This window comes from Ferriphaselus amnicola (assembly GCF_000974685.2).
GTDB classification, from domain to species: domain Bacteria; phylum Pseudomonadota; class Gammaproteobacteria; order Burkholderiales; family Gallionellaceae; genus Ferriphaselus; species Ferriphaselus amnicola.
On sequence record NZ_AP018738.1, the window covers coordinates 2,674,928 to 2,696,379 of the forward strand.

Genomic DNA, 21,452 nt, shown 5'->3' on the forward strand with positions numbered 1-21,452 from the left:
GTCATCTCCAGATCACGTTGCGCAAGGGCACAGTGACTTGAAAGGTCTTGTAGCGGTAGCAGTTCCAGCTATCACCACCCGCCAGCCCTAGATTGCCGGTCAGGATCACCGAACCGGCGCTCCACAGTGGCGCAACGGTAGTTGTGGCACACGCCGCTCCAGCAACCGGCTTTTCCGGCTGGGCGCTACGCGCCACCAACACGAGACGCACCGCCAGTACGGTCAGCGGATTGGCAGGTAGAGCGGTCTGCCACGCATCCATGATGCCATCAGGAATCGCCGTCGTATCCACGCCATATTCAGCTTTGAGCTGGACGATGCCATCAGCCAATACACCATTCAGATTGGAAACGAGCTGCGCCTGATTATTGAGCGAATAGGTCTCGGCTGTCAGCGCAGGCGGATTCGGCAACACGCCAGCTGCGGAAGGTACGAAGGGGCCATAATCCCAGTTGCGGCGGTAACTGACCGTCAGTGAGTCAGGCACAGCGGCGGCATTGCCGAAGGTAATTTGTACCGGCAAGGGGTTGGCATCCGTGCTGTTCATGCCATAACCCGCCTCTTTCAGCGCGCGCTCCAAGCCGAACATGGCAACCGCGCCGTTCTGCTGAGCATCGTTGCCGCTGGTGCTGGTGCGCTTGATGCGCTCGGAGGCCTCGAACACCTGAAAGATCACGATGGTGCCGATCAGCCCCATCACCATGCCGACCATCACATCGACTAGGCTGAATCCAGATTGTCGGCGGGGAATGGCTCTCATGGCATCAGTTGATGTAGGACACGGCGGAGTGCCGATGCGGAGCAGTGGCTTGCGGTGGTTGCCAAGTGACGGTGACGGTCACCTGCGTGCCGCTCACCGCAACGGTTCCCGTACCCGCTGGGAGTGCTCCCGCTACGCCGTTCGCCCCGACCCAAGCGCGAGTCGCTGCATTGCCATTGGCGAGAGTGCAGGGACTGCAGGCAAAGTTAGCATCGGGAATGAAATTCACGCCGGAAGCGACCCGGCTCGCCCACATCACGCCGATGATCTGGTCGGCCAAGAAGCTGGCATCGGCGCGGTATTTGGCATCAGCGACGTTGTTGATCGCCGTCGCCTGCATTCCGACCAAAGCCAGAATGCCGATGGAGAAGATCAGGATGGCGATGAGCGCTTCCAACAATACCGACCCCGATTGAGATGTGCGTAGGTTCATAGCCACCTCAACACGCTCTCGGGTCGCCCGCCGCCAACTTGGGCGAAGGATCACACATGCGGGCATTTCCCCCCGCGCTGACGGTGATGCGCAGTGGACGATCCCCGCTGGGATTGTCTATATCCACTTGAGACAACGCCGCACTACCATCGGAGTTGGTGGTCACTCTTCCTAGTGAACTGAAGGTGACCGTGGTTGCGCCACCTGGCGTTGCGGTCACCGTCGCGTTGTTCGAACCCTCTGCTGACGTACGCGTCTGCAATATCGCTCCGCCGGTTGCCTCAATGATGCTCCAAGACGAAAGGTCACCCAGCACCAAGCGCACGCTACCATTGCGCTTGACTGCCTCGGCGCGCGCCAATTGCATCCCGTTCAGAATAGATTCAGCAGCTACGCGCACTTGCTGGTTCTGCGTCCAACGGGAATAGCTGTTGGCACCGACCGCCATCAAAATGCTGACGATGAGCACCGCCACCATCAATTCGATCAGGGTCAAACCGGCTTGTCGCTGTACGCTTTTCACCACAACTCCTAGCAGGCTCCGCCTTGTTTGGTCACCCAACAGGCATTGTTGCCGGCCCAGCCAGCCACGCCAGCCACGGCGCTTGCCTTGGCATTGGCCTCGTTCAAGGTGTAGCTGAATCCGGCCATGCCACCGATGCCAGTCGCAGTCAGGGTGTAAGTCGTCGCAGTTCCTGCACAGGCGAATGTGAAGTGCTGCACCGCCGGAGCTGCCGGCATGGTTGCGCCACAAGCGCCCCCATTCATATAAGTACGGTTATCTTGGTAATACTGCTCCATGACCACGCGCAGGCTGGCTAGGTTAGAAGTCGCTTCGGATATCTTGCCGCGCCGTACGTAATTAGTATAGGCGGGCAGCGCCACCGAGGCCAGTATCGCCGCGATCACCACGGCCACCATAACTTCCACCAGAGTAAAACCCGATTGCCTTTTCATTGCCAACTCCTAAATGTATGCGGACACGGAGATACATCGACAAGATGGTGCGCGCCTGAAGGGAGAATTTCAGGCGCGGCGACAAAAGGTAGGATTAGGACGACAGAAGGTCAGTCGGCTGACAAGGCCAGCGATTTAGGCAATGGAAATACTACGTTCTCGTTGATGCCCTCAAGGTTGCGCACGCCGATAGCACCCAACTCTTTAAGACGTGCGATCACATCTTGCACCAAGACTTCTGGCGCGGAAGCGCCTGCACTGACGCCCGCATGAAGTTTGCCGACGACCCACTCGGGCTGAATCTCATCGGCGCTATCCACTAGATAAGAGGGGACACCAAGATTCTTGGCTACTTCGCGTAAGCGATTCGAGTTCGAGCTATTCGGCGAACCGACCACGATCACCACGTCACATTGTTGCGCCAACAGCTTCACGGCATCCTGCCGATTCTGCGTGGCGTAGCAGATGTCGTCCTTCTTGGGACCGACGATGTTGGGGAAACGCACCTTCAGCGCATCAATGATGCGGCTGGCATCATCCACAGACAGCGTAGTTTGAGTGACGAAGGCGAGATTATTCTCATCCTGCACGTTTAATCCGAGCACATCTTCTGGCGACTCCACCAGATAGGCGCCGCCAGCGATCTGCCCCATCGTGCCCTCCACTTCGGGATGCCCAGCGTGGCCGATCATGATGATCTCTTTGTTTAGCGCATGCTTGCGTACGACCTCCAGGTGAACTTTCGTCACCAGCGGACACGTCGCGTCGAACACCGTCAAGCCGCGCGATTCAGCCTCTTGACGCACTGCCTGAGAAACGCCGTGCGCGCTGAAGATCAGAATGCTGCCGGATGGCACATCGGCGAGATCTTCGATGAAGATCGCGCCCTTGGCCTTCAGGCCATCCACCACGAACTTGTTGTGTACCACTTCATGGCGCACGTAGATCGGCGCGCCGTGTAGCGCTAGCGCACGTTCGACGATGGCGATGGCACGATCAACACCGGCACAAAAGCCGCGTGGATTGGCTAATAGAATGTCCATTATTTCTGTTCCTTGTTATGCACGAAGCTTTCCCACAACAGCAAGCCCGCGCCCAAAGTGATGGCCGAGTCAGCGAGGTTGAAGGCGGGGAAGTAGTGCTCGTTCCAGTGGAAACTGAGGAAGTCCACCACGTAGCCGTAAGCGATGCGATCGATCAAATTGCCCAGCGCACCGCCAAGAATCATGGTCAGCGCAAAACAGAACAGCGTCTGTGTCGCATGCTTGCGCAGCATGGTGATGATCCACACCGACGCAGCGATGGCGATGCCGGTAAAGAGCCAGCGCTGCCAACCACCCGCATCTCCCAGAAAGCTGAACGCCGCACCGGGGTTATGTGCCAGTACCAGATTGAAGTAATCCGTGACGTACAAGCTCTCGCCATAGACGAAATGACGGGTGATGCTGAGCTTGCTCCATTGGTCGAGCACGATGACCACAGCTGCCAGCGCCAACCAGCGCAGCAAACTACGCATACTTCCGCGCCTCACCGTCACCGTACAGGTTGGACACGCAGCGCCCGCACAACGTCGGATGCTCAGTATTCGAGCCGACTTCTTCGCGGTAGTGCCAGCAGCGGTCGCACTTGGCGTGAGCGCTGGCTTTCACCGCAACTTGCACGCCGTCACCGGCAGAGAAATGTACGTTCGCTTGCGATGTGATGAACACAAACTTGAGGTCAGCTCCCAAGCGGGCAAGCAGTTCGTAGAGTGCCTTGTCAGCGACACTCACCTCGACCTCGGCCTGCAAAGCCGAGCCGATGACACCCGTCGCGCGTTGCTCTTCCAACTTCTTGTTCACTACGTCACGCAGATTGCGCACGTCCCACCACGCAGAGACTTGCTCGCCGCTCAAGCCACTTTCTGGTACGTCGTACCAAAGCTGCTCGAACACGCCCTCTTCCGTCTTGCCAGTGAAAGCGCTCCAGCCCTCCTCACCAGTAAAGCTCAAGATTGGCGACATCAAACGGATCAGGGCGTGGGTCAGGTGATACAGCGCGTTCTGCGCCGAGCGGCGCGCGACGGAATCAGTGCCTGCCGTGTACAGACGGTCTTTGAGAATATCGAGATAGAAACCGCCCAAGTCTTCCGAGCAGAACGAAGTCAGTTTCTGCACCACCAGATGGAACTCGTAGCGGTCGTAGTCGGCGCGGACTTCGGCTTGCAGTTTCTGCGTCAGCGCCAGCGCGTAGCGGTCGATCTCCAGCCACTGTTCGACTGGCAGGGCATGCGGCACTGGGTCGAAATCCGAGGTGTTAGCCAGCAGGAAACGCAAGGTGTTGCGGATGCGGCGGTAGCTCTCGACCACGCGCTTGAGGATCTCGTCGGAGATGGAAAGCTCGCCGGAATAATCCGTCGCCGCCACCCACAGGCGCAGGATGTCCGCGCCGTTGCTGTCCATCACCTTCTGTGGCGCAATGACGTTGCCTTTGGACTTGGACATCTTCAGTCCCTTGCCGTCCACCACGAAACCGTGGGTCAGCAGCGCCTTGTACGGCGCGCGGCCATCAATCGCGCAGCCGGTCAGCAAGCTGGACTGGAACCAGCCGCGATGCTGGTCGGAGCCTTCCAGATACAGGTCGGCGGGATGCTGCAAATCGGCGCGCTGACGCAGCACGGCGAAGTGCGTCGCGCCCGAGTCGAACCACACGTCCAGCGTGTCGGTCACTTTCTTGTACTGGGTGGTATCGACTTCCGGGAAGTCGGCGAAATCCAGGCTGAACCACGCTTCGATGCCGCGCTGCTCCACTTGCTGCGCGACCTTCTCCAACAGCGCCGGGGTGTCCGGGTGCAACAGGCCGGTCTCGCGGTGGATGAAGAAAGTCATCGGCACGCCCCAGTTACGCTGGCGCGACACGCACCAGTCGGGACGATTCTTGATCATCGCTTCGAGACGGGCACGCCCCCAAGAGGGGAAGAATTCAGTTTCGGCGACTGCGCGGTTAGCGAGGGCGCGCAGGGTCTGGCTCTCACCTTGTTCCATACCGATGAACCACTGAGGTGTGGCGCGGAAAATGATCGGTGTCTTGTGACGCCAGCAGTGCGGGTAGCTGTGCTTGAGCTTTTCGCTGTGCAGCAGATGGCCGGAAGCTTCCAGTGTTTGCAGCACCAGCGGGTTGGCTTGCCACACCGTCAGACCGGCGATGGCGTGTTCGCCCACCGGAGCCACGCTGGCGAAGAAGCGCCCGTCGTCGCCCACCGGATTTTCGGTCGGCAGGTTGTATTTCTGGCCGACCACATAGTCGTCCACGCCGTGTGCTGGGGCGGTGTGCACCAAACCCGTACCCGCTTCCAGCGTGACGTGCTCGCCGCAGATCAACGGCACGATGCGGTCATAGAACGGGTGTTGCAGCGGCAGATTCTCCAGCGATGCGCCCTTGGCAATGCCCGCCACCACCGAGCCTTCAGCCAGCGCGTAACGGGTCATACAGGATTCGGCCAACTCCGCCGCCAACAGCAGATAACCCTTGCTGGTATGGATCAAACGATAGTCGAACTCGGGGTGGATGCTCACCGCTTGATTGGCGGGCAGCGTCCACGGCGTGGTCGTCCAAATCACCGCATACACCTTGGCATCACCCGGCAGCGATACGCCAAAGGCCTGCGCCAGCGCGGGTTTGTCCGCCACTTCGAAACCCACGTCGATGGCGGGCGACACCTTGTCTTCGTACTCGACCTCGGCCTCAGCCAGCGCTGAGCCGCAGTCCAGACACCAGTTCACCGGCTTCTTGCCTTGGTACAGATAGCCTTGTTCGAAGATATTGCCCAGCGCGCGGATGATGTCGGCTTCGGTGTTGAAATCCATCGTCAAGTAGGGGTTATCCCAATCGCCCAACACGCCGAGGCGGATGAAATCCTTCTTCTGGCGCTCGACCTGCTCGGCGGCGTAGGCACGGCATAGTTCGCGAAACTGCGAGGCGGGGATGTTCTTGCCGTGTTGCTTCTCGACCATCAGCTCGATAGGCAGACCGTGGCAATCCCAGCCCGGCACGTAGGGCGCGTCGAAACCACTCAAGGTCTTGGATTTGATGATGATGTCCTTGAGGATCTTGTTCACCGCATGGCCGATGTGGATGTCGCCGTTGGCGTAGGGCGGGCCGTCGTGCAGGACGAATTTGGGGCGGCCGGCGGCCACTTTGCGGATACGCTGGTAGCGCTGTTGCGCCTGCCATTGTTGCAGCATCAGCGGCTCGCGCTTGGCGAGGTCGCCGCGCATCGGGAAGGTCGTGTCGGGAAGGTTCAGCGGGTATTTGTTGTCAGCCATTTTTCTCAAACCAAAGTCGTGCTTGCGCCACATCGTGCGCAATCTGTTGCTGCAAAGCAGCTAAATCGGGGAATTTCTTTTCGTCGCGTAGTTTGTGGATGAATTCCACGCGCAAATGTTTGCCGTAGATGTCCTGCGCGAAGTCGAACAAATGCACTTCCAGCACCGCCTTGTTCGCCTGAGTCGCGGTCGGACGGACGCCGAGATTAGCGACACCGGCGATGCCTGTACTACCTTCCAGATGAGCGCGCACCACATACACGCCAGACAGCGGCGGGCGGTTGTGCTTCATCTGTACGTTGGCAGTATGAAAGCCAAGCTGCCGACCCAAGCCATCGCCACGCACCACGCGCCCACTGATGCTGTACGGGCGGCCCAGATAGCGATGAGCTGTGCGCAAATCGCCTTGTGCGAGCGCCATGCGGATACCCGTGCTAGATACTCGGATGCCATCATGCAGTACGCTATGCATGGACGCCACCTCGAAGCCGACTTCCTCGCCGATCTTTTCCATCATGGCGAAGTCGCCGCCGCGCCCCTTGCCGAAACGGAAATCATCCCCGATCAGCACAAAACGGGCGGCCAATTCGTCATGCAATGCTTGGATAAAATCCGCAGCGGACATCTGTGAGAATTGTCGGTTGAAGCGGCAGACATGGACACGATCCACGCCAAAGTCCGCGAACATCTCCAGCTTCTCGCGTAGGCTGGTCAAACGTGTCGGCGCAGCTTCTGGGGCGAAGAATTCACGCGGGTGGGGCTCGAAGATCACCACCGCGATATACCCCCCACGAGCCTGTGCCGCCGCACGCAATTGCGTCAGCAGCCGTTGGTGTCCCAAGTGGAAGCCATCGAAATTTCCGATGGTAACCGCAACGGGATGAGGGTCGGGGGAATGAAGTCCGCGAAGAATCAGCATGATGGGGCGCGATTATACAGACTCCCGCCAACGCTGGCGGAGGAGAAACTAGGGAGCGAAACGACGAGCGATCAGCACGGCATTTGTACCGCCGAAGGCGAAAGAATTAGACATCACCACCTCCAGCGGCACATCGCGCCGCCCGACATTGGCAACGTAATCTAGATCGCATGCAGGATCGGGTTGATGCAAGTTGATGGTCGGCGGAATCGCCTGATGCTGCAAGGCTTGCACCGCCACCATGAACTCGACCGCGCCAGTCGCACCCATCAAATGCCCGTGCATGGACTTGGTAGAGCTGACCGGCACGTTGGCCGCATGTTCGCCGAATACGGCCTTGATAGCTCGTGTTTCCTCGATGTCGCCGGCCTGCGTGGCGGTGCCGTGAGCGTTGATGTAGCCGATGTCTTGTGGCTGCAAGCCCGCATCGCGCAGGGCATTGTTGATGGCACGAGTCTGCCCAAGTGAGTCTGGCTTGGTGATGTGACTGGCATCGGACGAGCAGTCATAGCCGACGATCTCGGCGTAGATCCTCGCGCCACGCGCCAAAGCACGCTCCGCGTCTTCCAGCACCAACACCGCCGCCCCCTCGCCCAGCACCAGCCCATTGCGATCCTTGGAGAACGGCTTGCAGGAGGAGGCGGGATCGTTGACATCTTCGGTCGCCAAGGTGCGCAACGCTTCCCACGCTTTCATCGCGCCAAAGGTCAACAGGGCTTCGGAGCCGCCCGCCAACATCACGTCAGCGTAGCCGTGCTTGATCTGGCGATAGGCTTCGCCGATGGCGATGGCCGAGGAGGCGCAAGCGGTCGAGTAGGTGACGTTCGCGCCCTGCAACTTGTAGGTAAGCGAAAGATGCGAGGCGGCGGCGTTGTTCATGGACAGCAGCACCGACAGCGGCTTGACGCGCGGGTCGTCACGCAAGAACACCTGCTCGTAGCCTTCTTCCATCGTGCTGGCGCCACCCAAACCAGTACCCATAAACACGCCAGCGCGGGTCAACTCGTGCTCGGCCAACTCTAGCTTGGCATCCGCCACCGCTTGTGCCGCCGCGATCAGCGCAAACTGACTGAAGCGCTCGATACCGGACAGTTTGATCTTGGAGAAGTAGTCTGCGGGGTTGTAATCCGGCACTTGCGCGCCGATGCGGATATCGAGTTGGTCGATAAAGGGAAGCTGCAAGCGGCGGATACCGGACTGTCCAGCCATCAGATTCTGGAACTGCTCTTCAGGGCTCTTGCCAACCGGAGTCAGCGCGCCCAGCCCGGTGATGACGACACGCCGACGCATCGCTTACTCAGCCTTACCGTGCTGCTCAGCAACCTGCTTATCGATGATATTCACCACATCCTGCAAGGTTTTGATGTTTTCCAACAGCTCGTTGGATAACTTGATCTTGAACTCATCTTCGATGTTGAACATGAATTCGATTACTGAAAGAGAGTCTAGCCCTAATGATTCCAGAGTGGCATCCGGCACCAAGTCTTCGAGCTTCAGCTCGAATTGCTCGCCGATCATGCGCTGTATGGTTTGCAGTGTGCTCATGGCTATGTCCTCTAGTAATTAGCTCAGGCCGAATGATCGGCGCTGAATAGCGGCGCGGATGATACCACAGGGGTCGCGCAGCTCTTTTTAGCTGCAAGCCGAGTAAGGAATGCGATGGTTTCGTCGGCAACCAGCTCACGTTCATTATCCAGGGTGATCATGTGATAGCTGTTGTGCAACACGATCTTGTGGACATCGTCAGAGCCGATGTTGTCCGCCACAAAGTCGGCACTGCGCAGCGTGGAGACATCGTCTTCCGTGGCGTGGATGAGCAAGGTGGGAGCTGTCACTTGGGGCAGTTTCCGCTTCACCTGCTTGATGAGTAGTTCGCCTTCGTGGATGGCCGGTAAAGTCAGCTTAGCCGCCCCAGCGATGGAAGAAGTCTTAGAGGCCATCTCACGCGCCACCCATGTGCGCAGCGCTTCGTTCTTTAGCCCGAACGGCTCGCGCTCACGGTAAGCATAAATGTAACGGAATGGCGTGTAATAACCCAAGGGCAGCACGAAGCGATACCACGGAATGCTCCAGCCGTCGTAATACAGCGTGGTCGCTAACAACACCAAGCCATCGATCTCGTCGCCCGCTTCGCTGGCGGCACTTAGTGCCAACACCGCGCCCATACAAAGCCCACCAACCACTACCGTTTTGTACTGGCGCTTCATGTCACGCAACTCCAGCATCACTTGCTGATGCCATGAGCGCCAAGGAGTGACGGAGTGAGCATCGTAACCAGGCTCATAGCTGTAGCCGGAAAAATAGGGCGCACGCACACTGTAGCCAGCCTTGTGCAAACGCTTAGCCAGGGGTTGCAATTCGACAGGGGTGCTGGTCAAGCCATGCAGCAACAGCACGGCATGTTCGCCAGCGATCAGTTCCAAGGGTTTCATTAATTCTAGGGAAGAGAGATTGCGTTCATCGTTGCTTGGATTATAGCAAGCAGCCGCCCAGCTCCCCGTTTCCCGAGCGAAAGTCGGCAAGCTGCATTCGGGTATAATCCGCCCCATTCTGTTGAGCGAGAACATCATGGACGAGCAACTGCGACAGGCGGCGCTGCAATATCACCGCCAGTCCCCAGCCGGCAAGATCACCGTCACACCTAGCAAGCCGATGCTGACTCAGCGCGACCTCGCGCTGGCCTACTCGCCCGGCGTCGCCGCTGCTTGCGAAGAGATCGTGCGCGATCCCAGTGAGGCGCGAACGCTCACCGCGCGCGGCAATCTGGTCGCCGTCATCTCCAATGGCACGGCGGTGCTGGGCTTGGGCAACATAGGCCCACTCGCGGGCAAGCCGGTGATGGAAGGCAAGGGCGTGCTGTTCAAGAAGTTCGCTGGGATCGACGTGTTCGATATCGAGATCGCCGAGAACGACCCAGACAAACTGGTCGAGATCATCGCCGCGCTGGAGCCGACTTTCGGCGGCATCAACCTTGAAGACATCAAAGCACCTGAGTGTTTTTACATCGAGCGCAAGCTGCGCGAACGCATGTCCATCCCAGTGTTTCACGACGACCAGCACGGCACGGCGATCATCGTCGGCGCGGCTTTGCTGAACGGCATGAAGGTGGTCGAGAAGGACATCGCCAAGATCAAGCTAGTGGTCAGCGGCGCGGGCGCTGCTGCGCTGGCTTGTCTCGACATGCTGGTGGCGCTGGGCGTGAAGATGGAGAACATCACCGTAACCGACATCAAGGGCGTGGTGTATCAAGGCCGCACCGAAGAGATGGACGACAACAAGGCGCGCTACGCCATCGAGACTTCCGCCCGCACGCTGGGCGAGGTCATCGCCGGGGCGGATGTGTTCCTCGGTCTGTCGGCGGGTGGCGTGCTCAAGCCTGAGATGGTGCTGGAGATGGCGCAGCGTCCGCTGATCTTCGCGCTGGCGAATCCGCACCCCGAGATCCTGCCGAACGTGGCGCGTGCGGTGCGCCCCGATGCGATCTTGGCGACCGGGCGTTCGGACTATCCGAATCAGGTCAACAACGCGCTGTGCTTCCCGTACATTTTCCGTGGTGCGTTGGACGTGGGCGCATCCACCATCAACGAGGCGATGAAGCTGGCCGCCGTCCACGCCATCGCCGAACTCGCTGAAGCTGAGCAGTCCGACGCCGTCGCCGCCGTCTATGGCGAAGAGTCGGCGGGCTTCGGGCAGGATGCGCTGATCCCCAAGCCGTTCGATCCGCGCCTCATCACTCGCATCGCCCCGGCTGTGGCGCAAGCGGCGATGGACAGCGGCGTGGCCGAACGCCCCATCGCTGATATGGCGGCCTACCGCGAACAGCTTTCCTTCTTCCTTTACCAGTCCGGCATGTTGATGAAGCCGGTGTTCGATGCGGCCAAGCGCGCGCCTAAACGCTTGGTCTATGCCGAAGGCGAGGATGCGCGCGTGCTGCACGCCGTGCAGACCGCCGTAGATGAAGGTTTGGCCTACCCCATTCTGGTCGGTCGCCCATCCGTGGTCGAAATGCGTATCGAGAAACTCGGGCTACGCATCCGCGCAGGCGAGCATTTCGAGCTGGTGGATCCCGAGGATGATCCGCGCTACCGCGACTACTGGATGGAATACCACCGTCTGATGCAGCGTAAAGGCATCACCGTCGATGCCGCGAAATACGCGATGCGCAACAACACCACCTTGATTGCTGCCATGCTGGTGCGTATGGGGTCGGCAGATGCGATGTTGTGCGGTGCGGTCGGCCAACCGTTGGAGCATCTGTCTGTCGTGCGCGAAGTCATCGGCTTGGCGCCACACGCGAGCCTGTTTGCGGCGGCTAACATTCTGATGTTGCCGCAACGCTCGTTGTTCATCTGTGACACACACATCAATCTCGACCCCAGCGCAGAAGAAATTGCCGAGATGACGCTACTTGCCGCAGAAGAGGTGCGCCGCTTCGGTCTCACACCTAAAGCGGGGCTGCTGTCACACTCGAACTTTGGCAGCTTCAACGATGCATCGGCTCAGAAGATGGCGCAAGCCCGAACCATCTTGGCGCAGCGTGCGCCTGGCTTAGAGGTCGAAGGCGAGATGCACGGCGATGCCGCGCTGTCGGAAGCAATACGTTTGCAACTGCTGCCAGATTCCAAGCTGAAAGGTGAGGCGAATCTGCTCATCATGCCGAATCTCGATGCCGCCAACATCGCCTACAATCTGCTGAAAATGGTGGCCGGAGACGGCATCGCCATCGGCCCCATCCTGCTTGGCGCAGATAAGTCGGTTCACGTACTCACCTCGTCCGCCACCGTGCGCCGTATCGTCAACATGAGCGCGCTGGCTGTCGCCGGCGTCAAAACCCATTAGGAGAAGAACACCATGTCACACCAGTTGAACCAGCAAGAGATCTCGATGTTGCGCGAAGAAGTCGAGATGTTGATGCAAGAACGTGCCAGCCTGCTCAGAGTCGTCGGCGCTGCCGCTGTGTTCGTTGCCAATACCGATGGCCGCGACCTGCCCAGCGAAGCGGCCGAGGCCGCCGAGATGCTGTCCACTTTGGTCAATCAGTTACCGGAAGAAACTCTGAAAGACGCGCTGGACAGTGTCCATGCGGCCGTCCCCATCGGCGACCTGTAACGGACATCGCCGCCCGCGCCATGCTCGCGCCCAAACCGCTGACCTTTGCTTTGCTACGCCGCCTAGCCGATGGCGAATTCCATTCTGGTCAAGCACTGGCGGCGGAATTTAGTCTGTCTCGCGCCAGCATCCACAATGCGCTGAGTGAAGTCGAAGGCTTAGGCCTGAGCTTGTACCGCGTGCGCGGTCGCGGTTACCAGATGCCGCAACCACCGCAATGGTTAACGGAGGTTGCGCTTAACGCCTCCTTGGGCGATGCCGCTGCCAGCTTTTCCATCGAAGTCCTCGACACGGCCTCCTCCAGCAATGCCGTATTGTTGCAACGCGCCGCGCTGGGCGCACCTAGCGGTCGCGTACTGGCGGTCGAATGGCAAAGTGCGGGACGTGGGCGGCGCGGACGAAGTTGGCATTCCGCACTCGGCCACTCGCTCACCTTTTCTCTACTGTGGCGCTTCGAGCAAGGACTGTCAGCCTTGTCCGGCCTGAGTCTGGCAGCAGGCGTGGCCATCGCACGGGCACTACATACGCTCGGCATCCAAGGCGCACAACTCAAGTGGCCGAACGATGTGCTGGGTGCGAACGGGGGGAAGCTGGCCGGCATTCTGATCGAAGCGCAGGGCGACATGCTCGGCCCAAGCGCCGTGGTGATCGGTGTCGGCCTCAACCTGAATCTGCCCGACGAGGTGCTGAGCCAAGTGGATCAACCCGTCAGCAGCTTGGCGCAATTGGCACCGTTACCGGAGCGCAATCATTTGCTTGCCGTCATATTGCGCGAACTAGCTACGGTGCTGGAAAGCTTTGCCACCCACGGTTTCGCGCCATTGCAGCAGGAGTGGGAGGCGAATCACGCCGCGCAGCATCGTCCCGTCCGCTTGTCGCTGCCGGATGGCTCGACCTTGGACGGCATCGCGCGGGGAGTGGCGCTGGATGGCACTCTGCGCCTAGACACCGAACACGGCGAACGACTATTCAATTCGGGCGAAGTCAGCCTGCGGATGCAATGAGCACCTTGCTGATCGACGCGGGAAATTCCCGCACCAAGTGGGCGCTACTGGAGCGCGGGCGCTGGGTTCAGCAGGGCGTGAGCGATCACCTAGGATTGCGTGCTGCGCTAGATAATTTACCCGTTCCGACGCGCGTGGTCGCCTCAAACGTGGCTGGCGCAGCCGTTGCTGAATCGCTCACTGAAGTGTGCGCACGCTGGCAAATCGTCCCCGAATTCATCCGTGCCGAAGCACAACAATGCGGCGTGAGCAACGGTTACGAGTCGCCGGAGAAGCTAGGAAGTGACCGCTGGGCGGCGCTGATCGCCGCGTGGCACATCGAACGGCGCGCCTGTCTGGTGGTGAACTGCGGTACGGCGACCACCGTGGATACGCTATCTGCTAACGGCGAATTTATTGGCGGCTTGATCTTGCCCGGCATCACCTTGATGCAGCGAAGCTTACTGACGGGAACGGCACAATTGCGTGATATTGACGGTGCGGTCAGCGACTTCCCGCGCACCACGGCGGACGCGATCGTTAGCGGTGCGATCATCGCCACGGTCGGCGCGATCCTGCACCAGTACGCGCTGCTCGCCATGCCGGATGCACCTTGCCTGCTCAGCGGCGGAGCGGCGGATTCGATCGCCTTACACCTTGAGGAGTTGCCTTTGGCACAGTTGGAAAATCTGGTGCTGCACGGTTTGCAGCTGATCGCCGAAGAGAGCGAAACGCGATGAAATTGGCATTCTGGCTATTGCTGGCAAGCAATCTGGTGCTGCTCGCCATCACCCAACTGGGCGGTACGGCAAGCGCGAACGACCCACAGGTGCTGCCCGAATATCACCCCGAACTGATCCGGCTGTTAAAACCTGAACCTGTCAGCGCACCGGTTCAGGCCGCCACGGCAGTTCCCATCAGTGTCTGTCAGGATTGGGGAGAGTTCTCTGGCACCGAGCTGATACGCGCCGAGAAGTTGCTGGCCGCCAGTTTTCCCGCCGAACGCTGGAGCAAACACTTCGTCGAACGCGCCAACGGCTTTTGGGTATATATCCCGCCGCAATCCTCGCCCACTATGTTGCTCAAGCGCTCGGCGGAATTGAAGATGAGCGGCATCAATGATTTTTACTCCGTCAAGGAAGATGGCCCGCTGTTCGGGGCGATTTCGTTAGGCGCGTTCAAACGGCGCGAAGGTGGCGAGAAGTTGCTGGCACGCCTGCAAGCCAAAGGCGTGAGCGATGCAAAATTGGAGCCGTATCTGACCCGCAACACCTACGCCGCCTTTACCGTACGCGAGTTGACCGAGGCTGAATCTTCGAATCTGAAGCAGCGCTTCCCCGCCAGCCATCTGCAAGTGACGGCCTGCACTTCGCCCACCGAAAGCCCGAAACCATGATCTTCGACAAACTCTGCAACGCTGACCGCTACGCTGCACTTCACCCCCTGTTCGCAGCGGCCTTCGACTACCTGCGTTTCACCGATTTCAGCCAGATCGAAAATGGTCGCTACCCCTTGCAAGGTGAGCAGTTGATCGCCATCGTCGAAGGCGCGCAAGGCCGCAGCCGCGAGAACGCACCGCTAGAACGGCATCGCCGTTACATCGACATCCAGTTCGTGTTGAGTGGCAATGATGAGATGGGCTGGCGGCCAGTGAGCGAGTGCCAACAACCGACGTGCGACTACATCGATGAACGCGACATCCAGTTCTTCCGCGATGCGCCCGCCAGTTGGATCAGCACCCCGCCCGGCGCGTTCTGCATCTTCTTCCCCGAAGATGCGCACGCCCCGCTGGTGAGCGAGGGCGCTATCCGCAAAGTGATATTGAAAGTCGAAGCGGTCTAGTCGTCGAAGGCGATGTCGCCTTCATCTACCTTGTCGCCCAGTTTCAACGACTTGAAATCGAACAGCCCGCCATCCAGCAGATGGGAGGGCTTCACGTTCTGCATGGCGGTGAAGATGGTCTGGGTACGGCCCGGATACTCGCGCTCCCAGTTGGTGAGCATCTCCTTGATGTTCTGCCGTTGCAGATTTTCCTGAGAGCCGCACAGATTGCACGGGATGATGGGGAACTCCATGCCGCGTGCGTAACGGGCGATATCCTTCTCAGCGCAATAAGCCAGCGGACGGATCACCACATGGTCGCCCTTGTCGGTGACCAGCTTAGGCGGCATCGCCTTCAGTTTTCCGCCGAAGAATATATTAAGGAACAGCGTCTCCACCATGTCGTCGCGGTGATGCCCCAGCGCGATCTTGTTCGCGCCCAGCTCGCCCGCCACCTTGTAGATGATGCCGCGCCGCAGACGCGAGCACAGCGAGCAGGTGGTCTTCCCTTCGGGGATCTTTTCCTTGACGATGGAATAGGTGTCCTGCGTCTCGATGTGGAACGGCACGCCGACCGTTTTCAGATAATTCGGCAACACATCGGCGGGAAAGCCCGGCTGCTTCTGGTCGAGGTTCATCGCCACGATCTTGAAGTCGATGGGCGCGCGCTTGCGCAAAGTGAGTAGAACGTCGAGCAGCGTGTAAGAATCCTTGCCACCAGACAGACACACCATCACGGTGTCACCCTCTTCGATCATATTGAAATCGGCGATGGCCTTGCCCACCTGATGCTCCAGCCTGCCCTTGAGGCGGTTGAAGTTGGTGGAGCGGGGTTCGAAGTGGATGGTTTGGATGGTGTCGGTCATTATGTTCAATAGTTCTGCTTGGTATTAGATCGTCATTCCGGCGTAGGCCGGAATGACGTGCTCACAGGTTCACGCTACGCCCGCCGTCCACCGCGATGATCTGGCCGGTGATGTAAGGCGCATCGCCGATCAAAAAAGTAACGGTGCGGGCGATGTCGTCGGGCTCGCCTTCGCGTTTGAGCAGGGTGTGGGCGACGATCTTGCGGCGCTTTTCCTCGTCTTCCCAGCCGCCGTCCTCCGGCCACAGAATCACGCCGGGGGCGACCGCATTGACGCGCACATACGGAGCCAACTCCTGCGCCAATCCCTTGGTCAGCGCCACCAACCCAGCCTTGGCCACGCTGTAGAGCAGATGGCCGTGCATCGGGCGTTCGGCGTGGATATCCACGATATTGACGATGGCACCGTGACAGCGCCGCAGTTCCGCCGCCGCCGCTTGCGCCAGAAACAACGGCGCTTTCAGATTGGTGCCCAGCAGGTCGTGCCAGTGCGCTTCGTTGGTCTCGGCCAGCGTGGCGGCATAGAAACTGGAGGCGTTGTTGACCAGCGCATCCAGCCGTCCGAAGTGCTGCACTGCCGCTCTCACCAGATGCGGCAATGCCGCGACATCCAGCAGATCGGCTTGCACACACAGCGCGGAACCCGCGCGCACCGCATTCAGCTCATCCCGTAGCGCCTCGGCCTCGGCTACCGACGCGCGGTAATGGATGGCCAAGTTCGCGCCCGCCGCATGCAGCCGACGACAGATCGCCGCGCCCACGCGCTTCGCCCCACCCGTCACCAATACCGTCTTGCCTTGCATCTGCTCCGCTCCCCAAACTGCTAAACTTGCGTCCTGTTTCGAATTATACCTGACCATGTCCACCGCCACGCTCCCCGTTCCCAGCCCAGAAGCGCAAGCCCACAGCGCAAAACTCGTCGCCCTGATCGCCGCCGAAATCCAGAACAATGGCGGCTGGCTACCGTTCTCGCGCTATATGGAACTGGCCTTGTACGCGCCGGGGCTGGGCTATTACACGGCGGGCGCGCGCAAATTCGGGGAGGCGGGCGACTTCATCACTGCGCCAGAGTTGTCGTCGCTGTTCGGCCGCACCCTAGCGCGCCAACTCATCCAGATCATGCAAGCCAGCTCGCCGCACATCCTTGAGTTGGGCGCGGGCAGCGGCAAACTGGCCGTGGACATCCTGAGCGAATTAGAGGTATTGGGCGAGTTGCCAGAACGCTACGCCATCCTCGAAGTCAGCGCCGACTTACGCCAGCGCCAGCAGCAACTCATCGCCGAACGCCTGCCGCATCTTGCTGAGAAAGTGCGATGGCTGGACGCGCTGCCGGACCAGATCAGCGGCGCGGTCATCGGGAACGAAGTGCTGGATGCGCTACCGGTACACCTAGTCCATTGGCAGGCAGCGGGCATCGTCGAACGCGGCCTATCGCTCACCGAATCCGGCCAGCTCTGCTGGCAAGACCGCCCCATCACCGACCCGGCGCTGCTCGCCGCCGCGCAGCGCATTCAGGTTCCCGACGACTACCTGAGCGAACTTCCGCTCGCCGCCAACGGCCTGATCACCAGCCTCGGCCATCGCCTGCAACACGGCGCGCTGCTGTTCATCGACTACGGCTTTGGCGCGCGAGAGTTCTATCACCCGCAACGTGATCGCGGCACGCTCATGTGCCACTACCGCCACTACGCCCACGACGACGCGCTGTTCCTGCCCGGCTTGCAAGACATCACTGCCCATGTCGATTTCACCGCCGTCGCCGAAGCGGGCATCGATGCCGGGTTAGCGTTCCTCGGCTACACCTCGCAAGCCTACTTCCTCCTCAACTGCGGCATCACCGAGCTACTGAATCAAGTCTCGCCCGATGACCTAAAGGCTTACGTCCCACTCTCCGGCCAAGTCCAGAAACTCACCAGCCCAGCGGAAATGGGCGAACTGTTCAAAGTGATCGGTTTAGGAAAGGGGATAGAAATCCCGCTCAAGGGCTACGCGCGAGGCGACTTATCGCGGATGTTATGACTGACAATCTTTGAATTCTGTTGGAAGACTGAAGAAATGATACGCAACTACTTTTGGATACTCCTCTTTCCAACATTGCTTGTGGCCAGTGGTTGCGGTCACAGCAATCAATATTTAGTTGATGCTGTTGGCCGAGGTGATATTTTAAAAGTGGAGCAGCTTGTTGGTAAGGGTGCCAATATAAATACCAAGAATGTAGATGGTCTGACATTACTGATGATCGCAGCATTGAATAACCAGCAAAGGATAGTTGAATTTTTGATAAATCGTGGGGCCACAGTCCGAGAAAAAGAGAAACTTCATGGGCAGACCGCACTTCATTTGGCAGCCCAAGAAGGAAACTATGAAATAGTTAAGCTTTTAATTGATGCAGGGGCAGATGTAAATGTGGACGATAACTCTGGGTGGCCTGCCATGTTTTACGCTATTCAACGTAAACAGATCAAATGCGTATCCGTGATTTTATCTTCGAGCCATGTAAATCCAGATTTAATGCATGAGGGTGTAACTCCGTTATATTTGGCGGTATATCACAATGATACGGATATGGTGCGTTTACTACTCAAGGTCGGAGCAAGTCCATATGCCAAAACGAGAAATGGTGAGACTCCGTTTGAATTGGCTGAGAGTAGAAAACTAGAACATCTTGTCAAGATTTTCCAGTCAAGCCATTCAGCGATATTCTAAACTCGATACTTGTGATTCGAGCGCAACGATCTGATAGGACAACTACCCAGTGTCCGCTAGAGCAAACAAAAACGCCCCATTTTCGGGGCGTTTGTTTTAGTGATGATGGTGGTGTTCGTGGTTTTCTGTTGTTGCCGTGAGCGGCTTGACTTCGGCTTTGGCTTCGATCTGTTCTTTGTGCTTGTCGGCGAATTCCACGCTCAAGGTAAAGGGGACGCTGTCGCCCACTTTTAACGGTTTCTTCAGGCCGATCAGCATGAGGTGGTAGCCTTCGGCGGAGAGGTCCAGTGCTTTGTTGGCACGCACAGGGATGCTCTGGGTGGCGTGCATCATCATCATGCCGTCCATCTGCATCATGAGGTGTAGCTCGGAGCTATTGGCCGCTGGGCTGGATACTCCGACGACTCGGGCTTCTTTGCTGCTGGTGAGTACGCATTGGATGGCGGCGCTGTCTTGCCCCGGCGCGGTTGCTCGTGCCCAAGCGCCGCTCACTTTGATGTCTGCTGCATTCGCGGATGCGACGCAGATCAGTCCGATCATGCCTGCCAGAATATATTTGTTCATGCTGCTTCTCCTCAAACTGGAATCTCCCTCGCGCATTCTAAACGGAAAGGGCATGGTCGCCCTGCGACAATTCGTCGCACCCCTAGGCTGTCGTGATTGCGTAAAATGGCGCGCATGAATCTTTCCCTACTCGCCGACTCCACCGGACATAGCCACCTCAGACGGTTGGTCATCCTGCGTAGCATCGCGGTGCTAGCGCAAATCGCCACGTTGGCGCTGGTCTATCGTTTCTTGGACATGGCGCTGACTTGGTTGCCGATGATGGCAACCATTGCTGCGTTGGCTGCGCTGAACTTGCTTTCCTGGTGGCGCTTGCGCGCTGCGCGTCCGGTGTCCAACCCTGAGCTGTTCGCCCAACTTTGTGCCGATGTGCTAGCGCTGTCGGTCTTGCTGTATTACGGCGGTGGCTCGACCAATCCGTTCGTTTCGCTGTTTTTGCTGCCCTTGGTGATTGCGGCGGCCACGTTGCCCGGTCGCTATACCTGGTTGATGGCCGGCCTCACCACGGCCTGTTATACCTTGCTGATGGAATTCTACGTGCCGCTACCAATGGGGCATGAGTCTATGGATCACAGCATGATGGGGCACGACATGTCGGGCATGGAGGGTATGGCCGGACATGATATGGCGATGATGGACATGTCCGCCACGCCCGATTCCGCCTTCAATATGCACGTGTTCGGCATGTGGCTGGGCTTTGTCATCAGTGCGGCGGTGGTCGCCTATTTTGTGGTGCGGATGGCACAAGCGGTACGCGAACGGGATGAGGCGCTGGCGCGTATCCGCGAGGAGACCTTGCGCAACGAGCGAGTCGTGGCGCTGGGTTTGCAAGCAGCCAGTGCCGCGCACGAAATGGGCACGCCTTTATCAACGCTGGCCGTGGTCATCGGCGAATTGCAGGGCGCAGCAGACGCTTTGCCCGAATGGCGCGAAGACCTTGCCCTGCTCGACGGCCAAGTGCGTAATTGCCGCCGCATCCTCGACAAGATGCTGGCCAGCGCGCAAGACACGGCCAGCGATACCGCCCGCATCGAGCTGATCGACCAGTTCCTGCGCGAGACTTTGGACGAGTGGCAGTTGCTGCGTCCGACTGTCCACTGTAAGTACACCCAAACAACGCTGAGCGCAGCCCCGCCGCCGCTCGTTTTCAACCCTGCCTTGCGCGCTGCTCTGCTGAATCTACTGAATAATGCCGCCGACGCCTCACCGGAAAAGATCGCCGTCCATGCTCGTTGGGACGCACGGCAACTGGTGCTGGAAGTCTTGGATTATGGCTCGGGGCTGACACCGGAAGCCGCCAACCGTGCAGGTTCCGCCTTCTTCACCACCAAGCAGGAAGGACGCGGCTTGGGCTTGTTCCTCGCCAACACCAGCATCGAGCGGCTGGGCGGGAAAGTGCGCTTGTTCAACCGCACCGAAGGCGGTGCCACCACGGAAGTGACCCTGCCGCTAGGAGCATCGACATGAGTGCCACGCAGACCGAGTACCCGTCGCTGTTGCTGGTGGATGACGACACCACTTTTTGTGCCGTTCTTGCCCGAGCATTACATAAACGCAGCTTCGCCGTGACCACAGCAAACAGCGTCGAGCAGGCCTTGCCCTTGGCCCACGCGAATCCGCCCGAATATGCCGTGGTCGATCTCAAAATGGATGGTGCTTCAGGACTGGTGTTGGTCAAGACGTTGCACGAGCTTGATCCCGCCACGCGCATCGTCATGCTCACCGGCTACGCCAGCATCGCCACCGCAGTGGAGGCGATCAAGCTGGGCGCGACTCAGTATTTGGTCAAACCTGCCAACGCCAACGAGATCGTCGAAGCGTTTGGCCATGCACCCCGCGCCGACATCGAGCTGAGTGTTCAGCCATCTTCGGTGGATAGGCTGGAGTGGGAGCACATCCAGCGCGTTTTGCAAGACCACGACGGCAATATCTCGGCGACTGCCCGCGCCTTGAACATGCACCGCCGTACCTTGCAGCGCAAGCTGACCAAGCGCCCGATCAGCGATAGTTGACGCTGTGCGATCCATCGCA

Annotated in this window: 24 protein-coding genes; 10 read left to right on the plus strand and 14 right to left on the minus strand. The window is 59.1% G+C overall.

The annotated features are described in order from the left end of the window. Nucleotide 1: 1 nt before the first annotated feature. The 11 genes from OYT1_RS13280 to OYT1_RS13330 form a co-directional block, all read right to left on the minus strand. On the minus strand, nucleotides 2-760 hold the full coding sequence (locus tag OYT1_RS13280) for a PilW family protein (RefSeq protein ID WP_084612045.1): 759 nt from the start codon (nucleotides 758-760) through the stop codon (nucleotides 2-4). 4 nt (nucleotides 761-764) lie between these two features. After that, the gene (locus OYT1_RS13285) at nucleotides 765-1,193 is read right to left on the minus strand and encodes a type IV pilus modification PilV family protein (protein WP_062627315.1); all 429 of its coding nucleotides are present in this window, start codon (nucleotides 1,191-1,193) and stop codon (nucleotides 765-767) included. Between the two features lie 7 nt (nucleotides 1,194-1,200). Further along, nucleotides 1,201-1,716: a GspH/FimT family pseudopilin gene (locus tag OYT1_RS13290; RefSeq protein WP_062627314.1), complete on the minus strand. Its 516-nt coding sequence runs from the start codon at nucleotides 1,714-1,716 to the stop codon at nucleotides 1,201-1,203. 8 nt (nucleotides 1,717-1,724) lie between these two features. Then, a complete protein-coding gene (locus OYT1_RS13295) occupies nucleotides 1,725-2,150 on the minus strand; it encodes a type IV pilin protein (RefSeq protein ID WP_062627313.1) in 426 nt (141 codons plus the stop codon). Between the two features lie 110 nt (nucleotides 2,151-2,260). Beyond that, nucleotides 2,261-3,193, minus strand: a complete 933-nt coding sequence (gene ispH, locus OYT1_RS13300) for a 4-hydroxy-3-methylbut-2-enyl diphosphate reductase (protein ID WP_062627312.1) — start codon at nucleotides 3,191-3,193, stop codon at nucleotides 2,261-2,263. Further along, nucleotides 3,193-3,666: a signal peptidase II gene (gene lspA, locus OYT1_RS13305; protein ID WP_062627311.1), complete on the minus strand. Its 474-nt coding sequence runs from the start codon at nucleotides 3,664-3,666 to the stop codon at nucleotides 3,193-3,195. The genes ispH and lspA overlap by 1 nt, the downstream gene beginning before the upstream one ends. Next, a complete protein-coding gene (gene ileS / locus OYT1_RS13310; RefSeq protein WP_062627310.1) occupies nucleotides 3,659-6,454 on the minus strand; it encodes an isoleucine--tRNA ligase in 2,796 nt (931 codons plus the stop codon). Before ileS ends, lspA begins: the two co-directional genes overlap by 8 nt. Then, nucleotides 6,447-7,373: a bifunctional riboflavin kinase/FAD synthetase gene (locus OYT1_RS13315; protein ID WP_062627309.1), complete on the minus strand. Its 927-nt coding sequence runs from the start codon at nucleotides 7,371-7,373 to the stop codon at nucleotides 6,447-6,449. Before OYT1_RS13315 ends, ileS begins: the two co-directional genes overlap by 8 nt. A gap of 48 nt (nucleotides 7,374-7,421) precedes the next feature. Further along, nucleotides 7,422-8,663: a beta-ketoacyl-[acyl-carrier-protein] synthase family protein gene (locus tag OYT1_RS13320; protein ID WP_062627308.1), complete on the minus strand. Its 1,242-nt coding sequence runs from the start codon at nucleotides 8,661-8,663 to the stop codon at nucleotides 7,422-7,424. Between the two features lie 3 nt (nucleotides 8,664-8,666). Continuing rightward, nucleotides 8,667-8,918, minus strand: a complete 252-nt coding sequence (locus OYT1_RS13325) for an acyl carrier protein (RefSeq protein ID WP_062627307.1) — start codon at nucleotides 8,916-8,918, stop codon at nucleotides 8,667-8,669. A gap of 23 nt (nucleotides 8,919-8,941) precedes the next feature. Next, complete coding sequence (locus OYT1_RS13330) at nucleotides 8,942-9,805, minus strand: alpha/beta hydrolase (protein WP_084612044.1); 864 nt, start codon at nucleotides 9,803-9,805, stop codon at nucleotides 8,942-8,944. 136 nt (nucleotides 9,806-9,941) lie between these two features. On the opposite strand from OYT1_RS13330, the gene OYT1_RS13335 reads away from it, so the two are divergent. Genes OYT1_RS13335 through OYT1_RS13360 form a run of 6 tightly spaced genes read left to right on the plus strand, consistent with a single transcriptional unit; the run spans nucleotide 9,942 to nucleotide 15,307 of the window. After that, entirely contained in the window at nucleotides 9,942-12,212 is a 2,271-nt protein-coding gene (locus OYT1_RS13335; RefSeq protein ID WP_062627306.1) for an NADP-dependent malic enzyme, read from the plus strand. Between the two features lie 12 nt (nucleotides 12,213-12,224). Then, complete coding sequence (locus tag OYT1_RS13340) at nucleotides 12,225-12,482, plus strand: hypothetical protein (RefSeq protein WP_062627305.1); 258 nt, start codon at nucleotides 12,225-12,227, stop codon at nucleotides 12,480-12,482. A gap of 20 nt (nucleotides 12,483-12,502) precedes the next feature. Beyond that, entirely contained in the window at nucleotides 12,503-13,486 is a 984-nt protein-coding gene (locus OYT1_RS13345; RefSeq protein ID WP_062627304.1) for a biotin--[acetyl-CoA-carboxylase] ligase, read from the plus strand. Further along, nucleotides 13,483-14,205 (plus strand): type III pantothenate kinase, encoded by a 723-nt coding sequence (locus OYT1_RS13350; protein ID WP_062627303.1) that lies wholly within the window; start codon nucleotides 13,483-13,485, stop codon nucleotides 14,203-14,205. Before OYT1_RS13345 ends, OYT1_RS13350 begins: the two co-directional genes overlap by 4 nt. Continuing rightward, nucleotides 14,202-14,861 carry an SPOR domain-containing protein gene (locus OYT1_RS13355; RefSeq protein WP_062627302.1) on the plus strand — a complete coding sequence of 220 codons (660 nt, stop codon included), beginning with the start codon at nucleotides 14,202-14,204 and terminating at the stop codon, nucleotides 14,859-14,861. The genes OYT1_RS13350 and OYT1_RS13355 overlap by 4 nt, the downstream gene beginning before the upstream one ends. Next, complete coding sequence (locus OYT1_RS13360; protein ID WP_062627301.1) at nucleotides 14,858-15,307, plus strand: YhcH/YjgK/YiaL family protein; 450 nt, start codon at nucleotides 14,858-14,860, stop codon at nucleotides 15,305-15,307. The genes OYT1_RS13355 and OYT1_RS13360 overlap by 4 nt, the downstream gene beginning before the upstream one ends. Here OYT1_RS13360 and ttcA read toward each other — a convergent pair. Both ttcA and OYT1_RS13370 read right to left on the minus strand, forming a co-directional pair. Beyond that, nucleotides 15,304-16,152, minus strand: coding sequence for a tRNA 2-thiocytidine(32) synthetase TtcA (ttcA, locus tag OYT1_RS13365; RefSeq protein ID WP_062627300.1), 849 nt, complete (start codon nucleotides 16,150-16,152; stop codon nucleotides 15,304-15,306). The genes OYT1_RS13360 and ttcA overlap by 4 nt on opposite strands. A gap of 61 nt (nucleotides 16,153-16,213) precedes the next feature. Further along, nucleotides 16,214-16,954 (minus strand): pteridine reductase, encoded by a 741-nt coding sequence (locus OYT1_RS13370; protein ID WP_062627299.1) that lies wholly within the window; start codon nucleotides 16,952-16,954, stop codon nucleotides 16,214-16,216. 55 nt (nucleotides 16,955-17,009) lie between these two features. Here OYT1_RS13370 and OYT1_RS13375 point away from each other — a divergent pair, with 55 nt between their 5' ends. Both OYT1_RS13375 and OYT1_RS13380 read left to right on the plus strand, forming a co-directional pair. Further along, nucleotides 17,010-18,170 (plus strand): class I SAM-dependent methyltransferase, encoded by a 1,161-nt coding sequence (locus OYT1_RS13375; protein ID WP_062627298.1) that lies wholly within the window; start codon nucleotides 17,010-17,012, stop codon nucleotides 18,168-18,170. Nucleotides 18,171-18,206: 36 nt separating this feature from the next. After that, entirely contained in the window at nucleotides 18,207-18,857 is a 651-nt protein-coding gene (locus OYT1_RS13380; protein WP_062627297.1) for an ankyrin repeat domain-containing protein, read from the plus strand. Between the two features lie 96 nt (nucleotides 18,858-18,953). Here OYT1_RS13380 and OYT1_RS13385 read toward each other — a convergent pair whose 3' ends face one another. Then, complete coding sequence (locus OYT1_RS13385) at nucleotides 18,954-19,421, minus strand: copper chaperone PCu(A)C (RefSeq protein ID WP_062627296.1); 468 nt, start codon at nucleotides 19,419-19,421, stop codon at nucleotides 18,954-18,956. 114 nt (nucleotides 19,422-19,535) lie between these two features. Here OYT1_RS13385 and OYT1_RS13390 point away from each other — a divergent pair, with 114 nt between their 5' ends. Both OYT1_RS13390 and OYT1_RS13395 read left to right on the plus strand, forming a co-directional pair. Continuing rightward, nucleotides 19,536-20,888, plus strand: coding sequence for an ATP-binding protein (locus OYT1_RS13390; protein ID WP_062627365.1), 1,353 nt, complete (start codon nucleotides 19,536-19,538; stop codon nucleotides 20,886-20,888). Next, a complete protein-coding gene (locus tag OYT1_RS13395) occupies nucleotides 20,885-21,433 on the plus strand; it encodes a response regulator transcription factor (protein ID WP_062627295.1) in 549 nt (182 codons plus the stop codon). The genes OYT1_RS13390 and OYT1_RS13395 overlap by 4 nt, the downstream gene beginning before the upstream one ends. Nucleotides 21,434-21,452: the final 19 nt, after the last annotated feature.

What these genes read in the sequence shown, in the direction of transcription:
- OYT1_RS13280 (WP_084612045.1), bottom strand. Translation starts at nt 760, where the DNA reads ATGAGAGCCATTCCCCGCCGACAATCTGGATTCAGCCTAGTCGATGTG.
- OYT1_RS13285 (WP_062627315.1), bottom strand. Translation starts at nt 1,193, where the DNA reads ATGAACCTACGCACATCTCAATCGGGGTCGGTATTGTTGGAAGCGCTC.
- OYT1_RS13295 (WP_062627313.1), bottom strand. Translation starts at nt 2,150, where the DNA reads ATGAAAAGGCAATCGGGTTTTACTCTGGTGGAAGTTATGGTGGCCGTG.
- ispH (WP_062627312.1), bottom strand. Translation starts at nt 3,193, where the DNA reads ATGGACATTCTATTAGCCAATCCACGCGGCTTTTGTGCCGGTGTTGAT.
- lspA (WP_062627311.1), bottom strand. Translation starts at nt 3,666, where the DNA reads ATGCGTAGTTTGCTGCGCTGGTTGGCGCTGGCAGCTGTGGTCATCGTG.
- ileS (WP_062627310.1), bottom strand. Translation starts at nt 6,454, where the DNA reads ATGGCTGACAACAAATACCCGCTGAACCTTCCCGACACGACCTTCCCG.
- OYT1_RS13315 (WP_062627309.1), bottom strand. Translation starts at nt 7,373, where the DNA reads ATGCTGATTCTTCGCGGACTTCATTCCCCCGACCCTCATCCCGTTGCG.
- OYT1_RS13320 (WP_062627308.1), bottom strand. Translation starts at nt 8,663, where the DNA reads ATGCGTCGGCGTGTCGTCATCACCGGGCTGGGCGCGCTGACTCCGGTT.
- OYT1_RS13325 (WP_062627307.1), bottom strand. Translation starts at nt 8,918, where the DNA reads ATGAGCACACTGCAAACCATACAGCGCATGATCGGCGAGCAATTCGAG.
- OYT1_RS13330 (WP_084612044.1), bottom strand. Translation starts at nt 9,805, where the DNA reads ATGAAACCCTTGGAACTGATCGCTGGCGAACATGCCGTGCTGTTGCTG.
- OYT1_RS13335 (WP_062627306.1), top strand. Translation starts at nt 9,942, where the DNA reads ATGGACGAGCAACTGCGACAGGCGGCGCTGCAATATCACCGCCAGTCC.
- OYT1_RS13340 (WP_062627305.1), top strand. Translation starts at nt 12,225, where the DNA reads ATGTCACACCAGTTGAACCAGCAAGAGATCTCGATGTTGCGCGAAGAA.
- OYT1_RS13345 (WP_062627304.1), top strand. Translation starts at nt 12,503, where the DNA reads ATGCTCGCGCCCAAACCGCTGACCTTTGCTTTGCTACGCCGCCTAGCC.
- OYT1_RS13350 (WP_062627303.1), top strand. Translation starts at nt 13,483, where the DNA reads ATGAGCACCTTGCTGATCGACGCGGGAAATTCCCGCACCAAGTGGGCG.
- OYT1_RS13355 (WP_062627302.1), top strand. Translation starts at nt 14,202, where the DNA reads ATGAAATTGGCATTCTGGCTATTGCTGGCAAGCAATCTGGTGCTGCTC.
- OYT1_RS13360 (WP_062627301.1), top strand. Translation starts at nt 14,858, where the DNA reads ATGATCTTCGACAAACTCTGCAACGCTGACCGCTACGCTGCACTTCAC.
- ttcA (WP_062627300.1), bottom strand. Translation starts at nt 16,152, where the DNA reads ATGACCGACACCATCCAAACCATCCACTTCGAACCCCGCTCCACCAAC.
- OYT1_RS13370 (WP_062627299.1), bottom strand. Translation starts at nt 16,954, where the DNA reads ATGCAAGGCAAGACGGTATTGGTGACGGGTGGGGCGAAGCGCGTGGGC.
- OYT1_RS13375 (WP_062627298.1), top strand. Translation starts at nt 17,010, where the DNA reads ATGTCCACCGCCACGCTCCCCGTTCCCAGCCCAGAAGCGCAAGCCCAC.
- OYT1_RS13380 (WP_062627297.1), top strand. Translation starts at nt 18,207, where the DNA reads ATGATACGCAACTACTTTTGGATACTCCTCTTTCCAACATTGCTTGTG.
- OYT1_RS13385 (WP_062627296.1), bottom strand. Translation starts at nt 19,421, where the DNA reads ATGAACAAATATATTCTGGCAGGCATGATCGGACTGATCTGCGTCGCA.
- OYT1_RS13390 (WP_062627365.1), top strand. Translation starts at nt 19,536, where the DNA reads ATGAATCTTTCCCTACTCGCCGACTCCACCGGACATAGCCACCTCAGA.
- OYT1_RS13395 (WP_062627295.1), top strand. Translation starts at nt 20,885, where the DNA reads ATGAGTGCCACGCAGACCGAGTACCCGTCGCTGTTGCTGGTGGATGAC.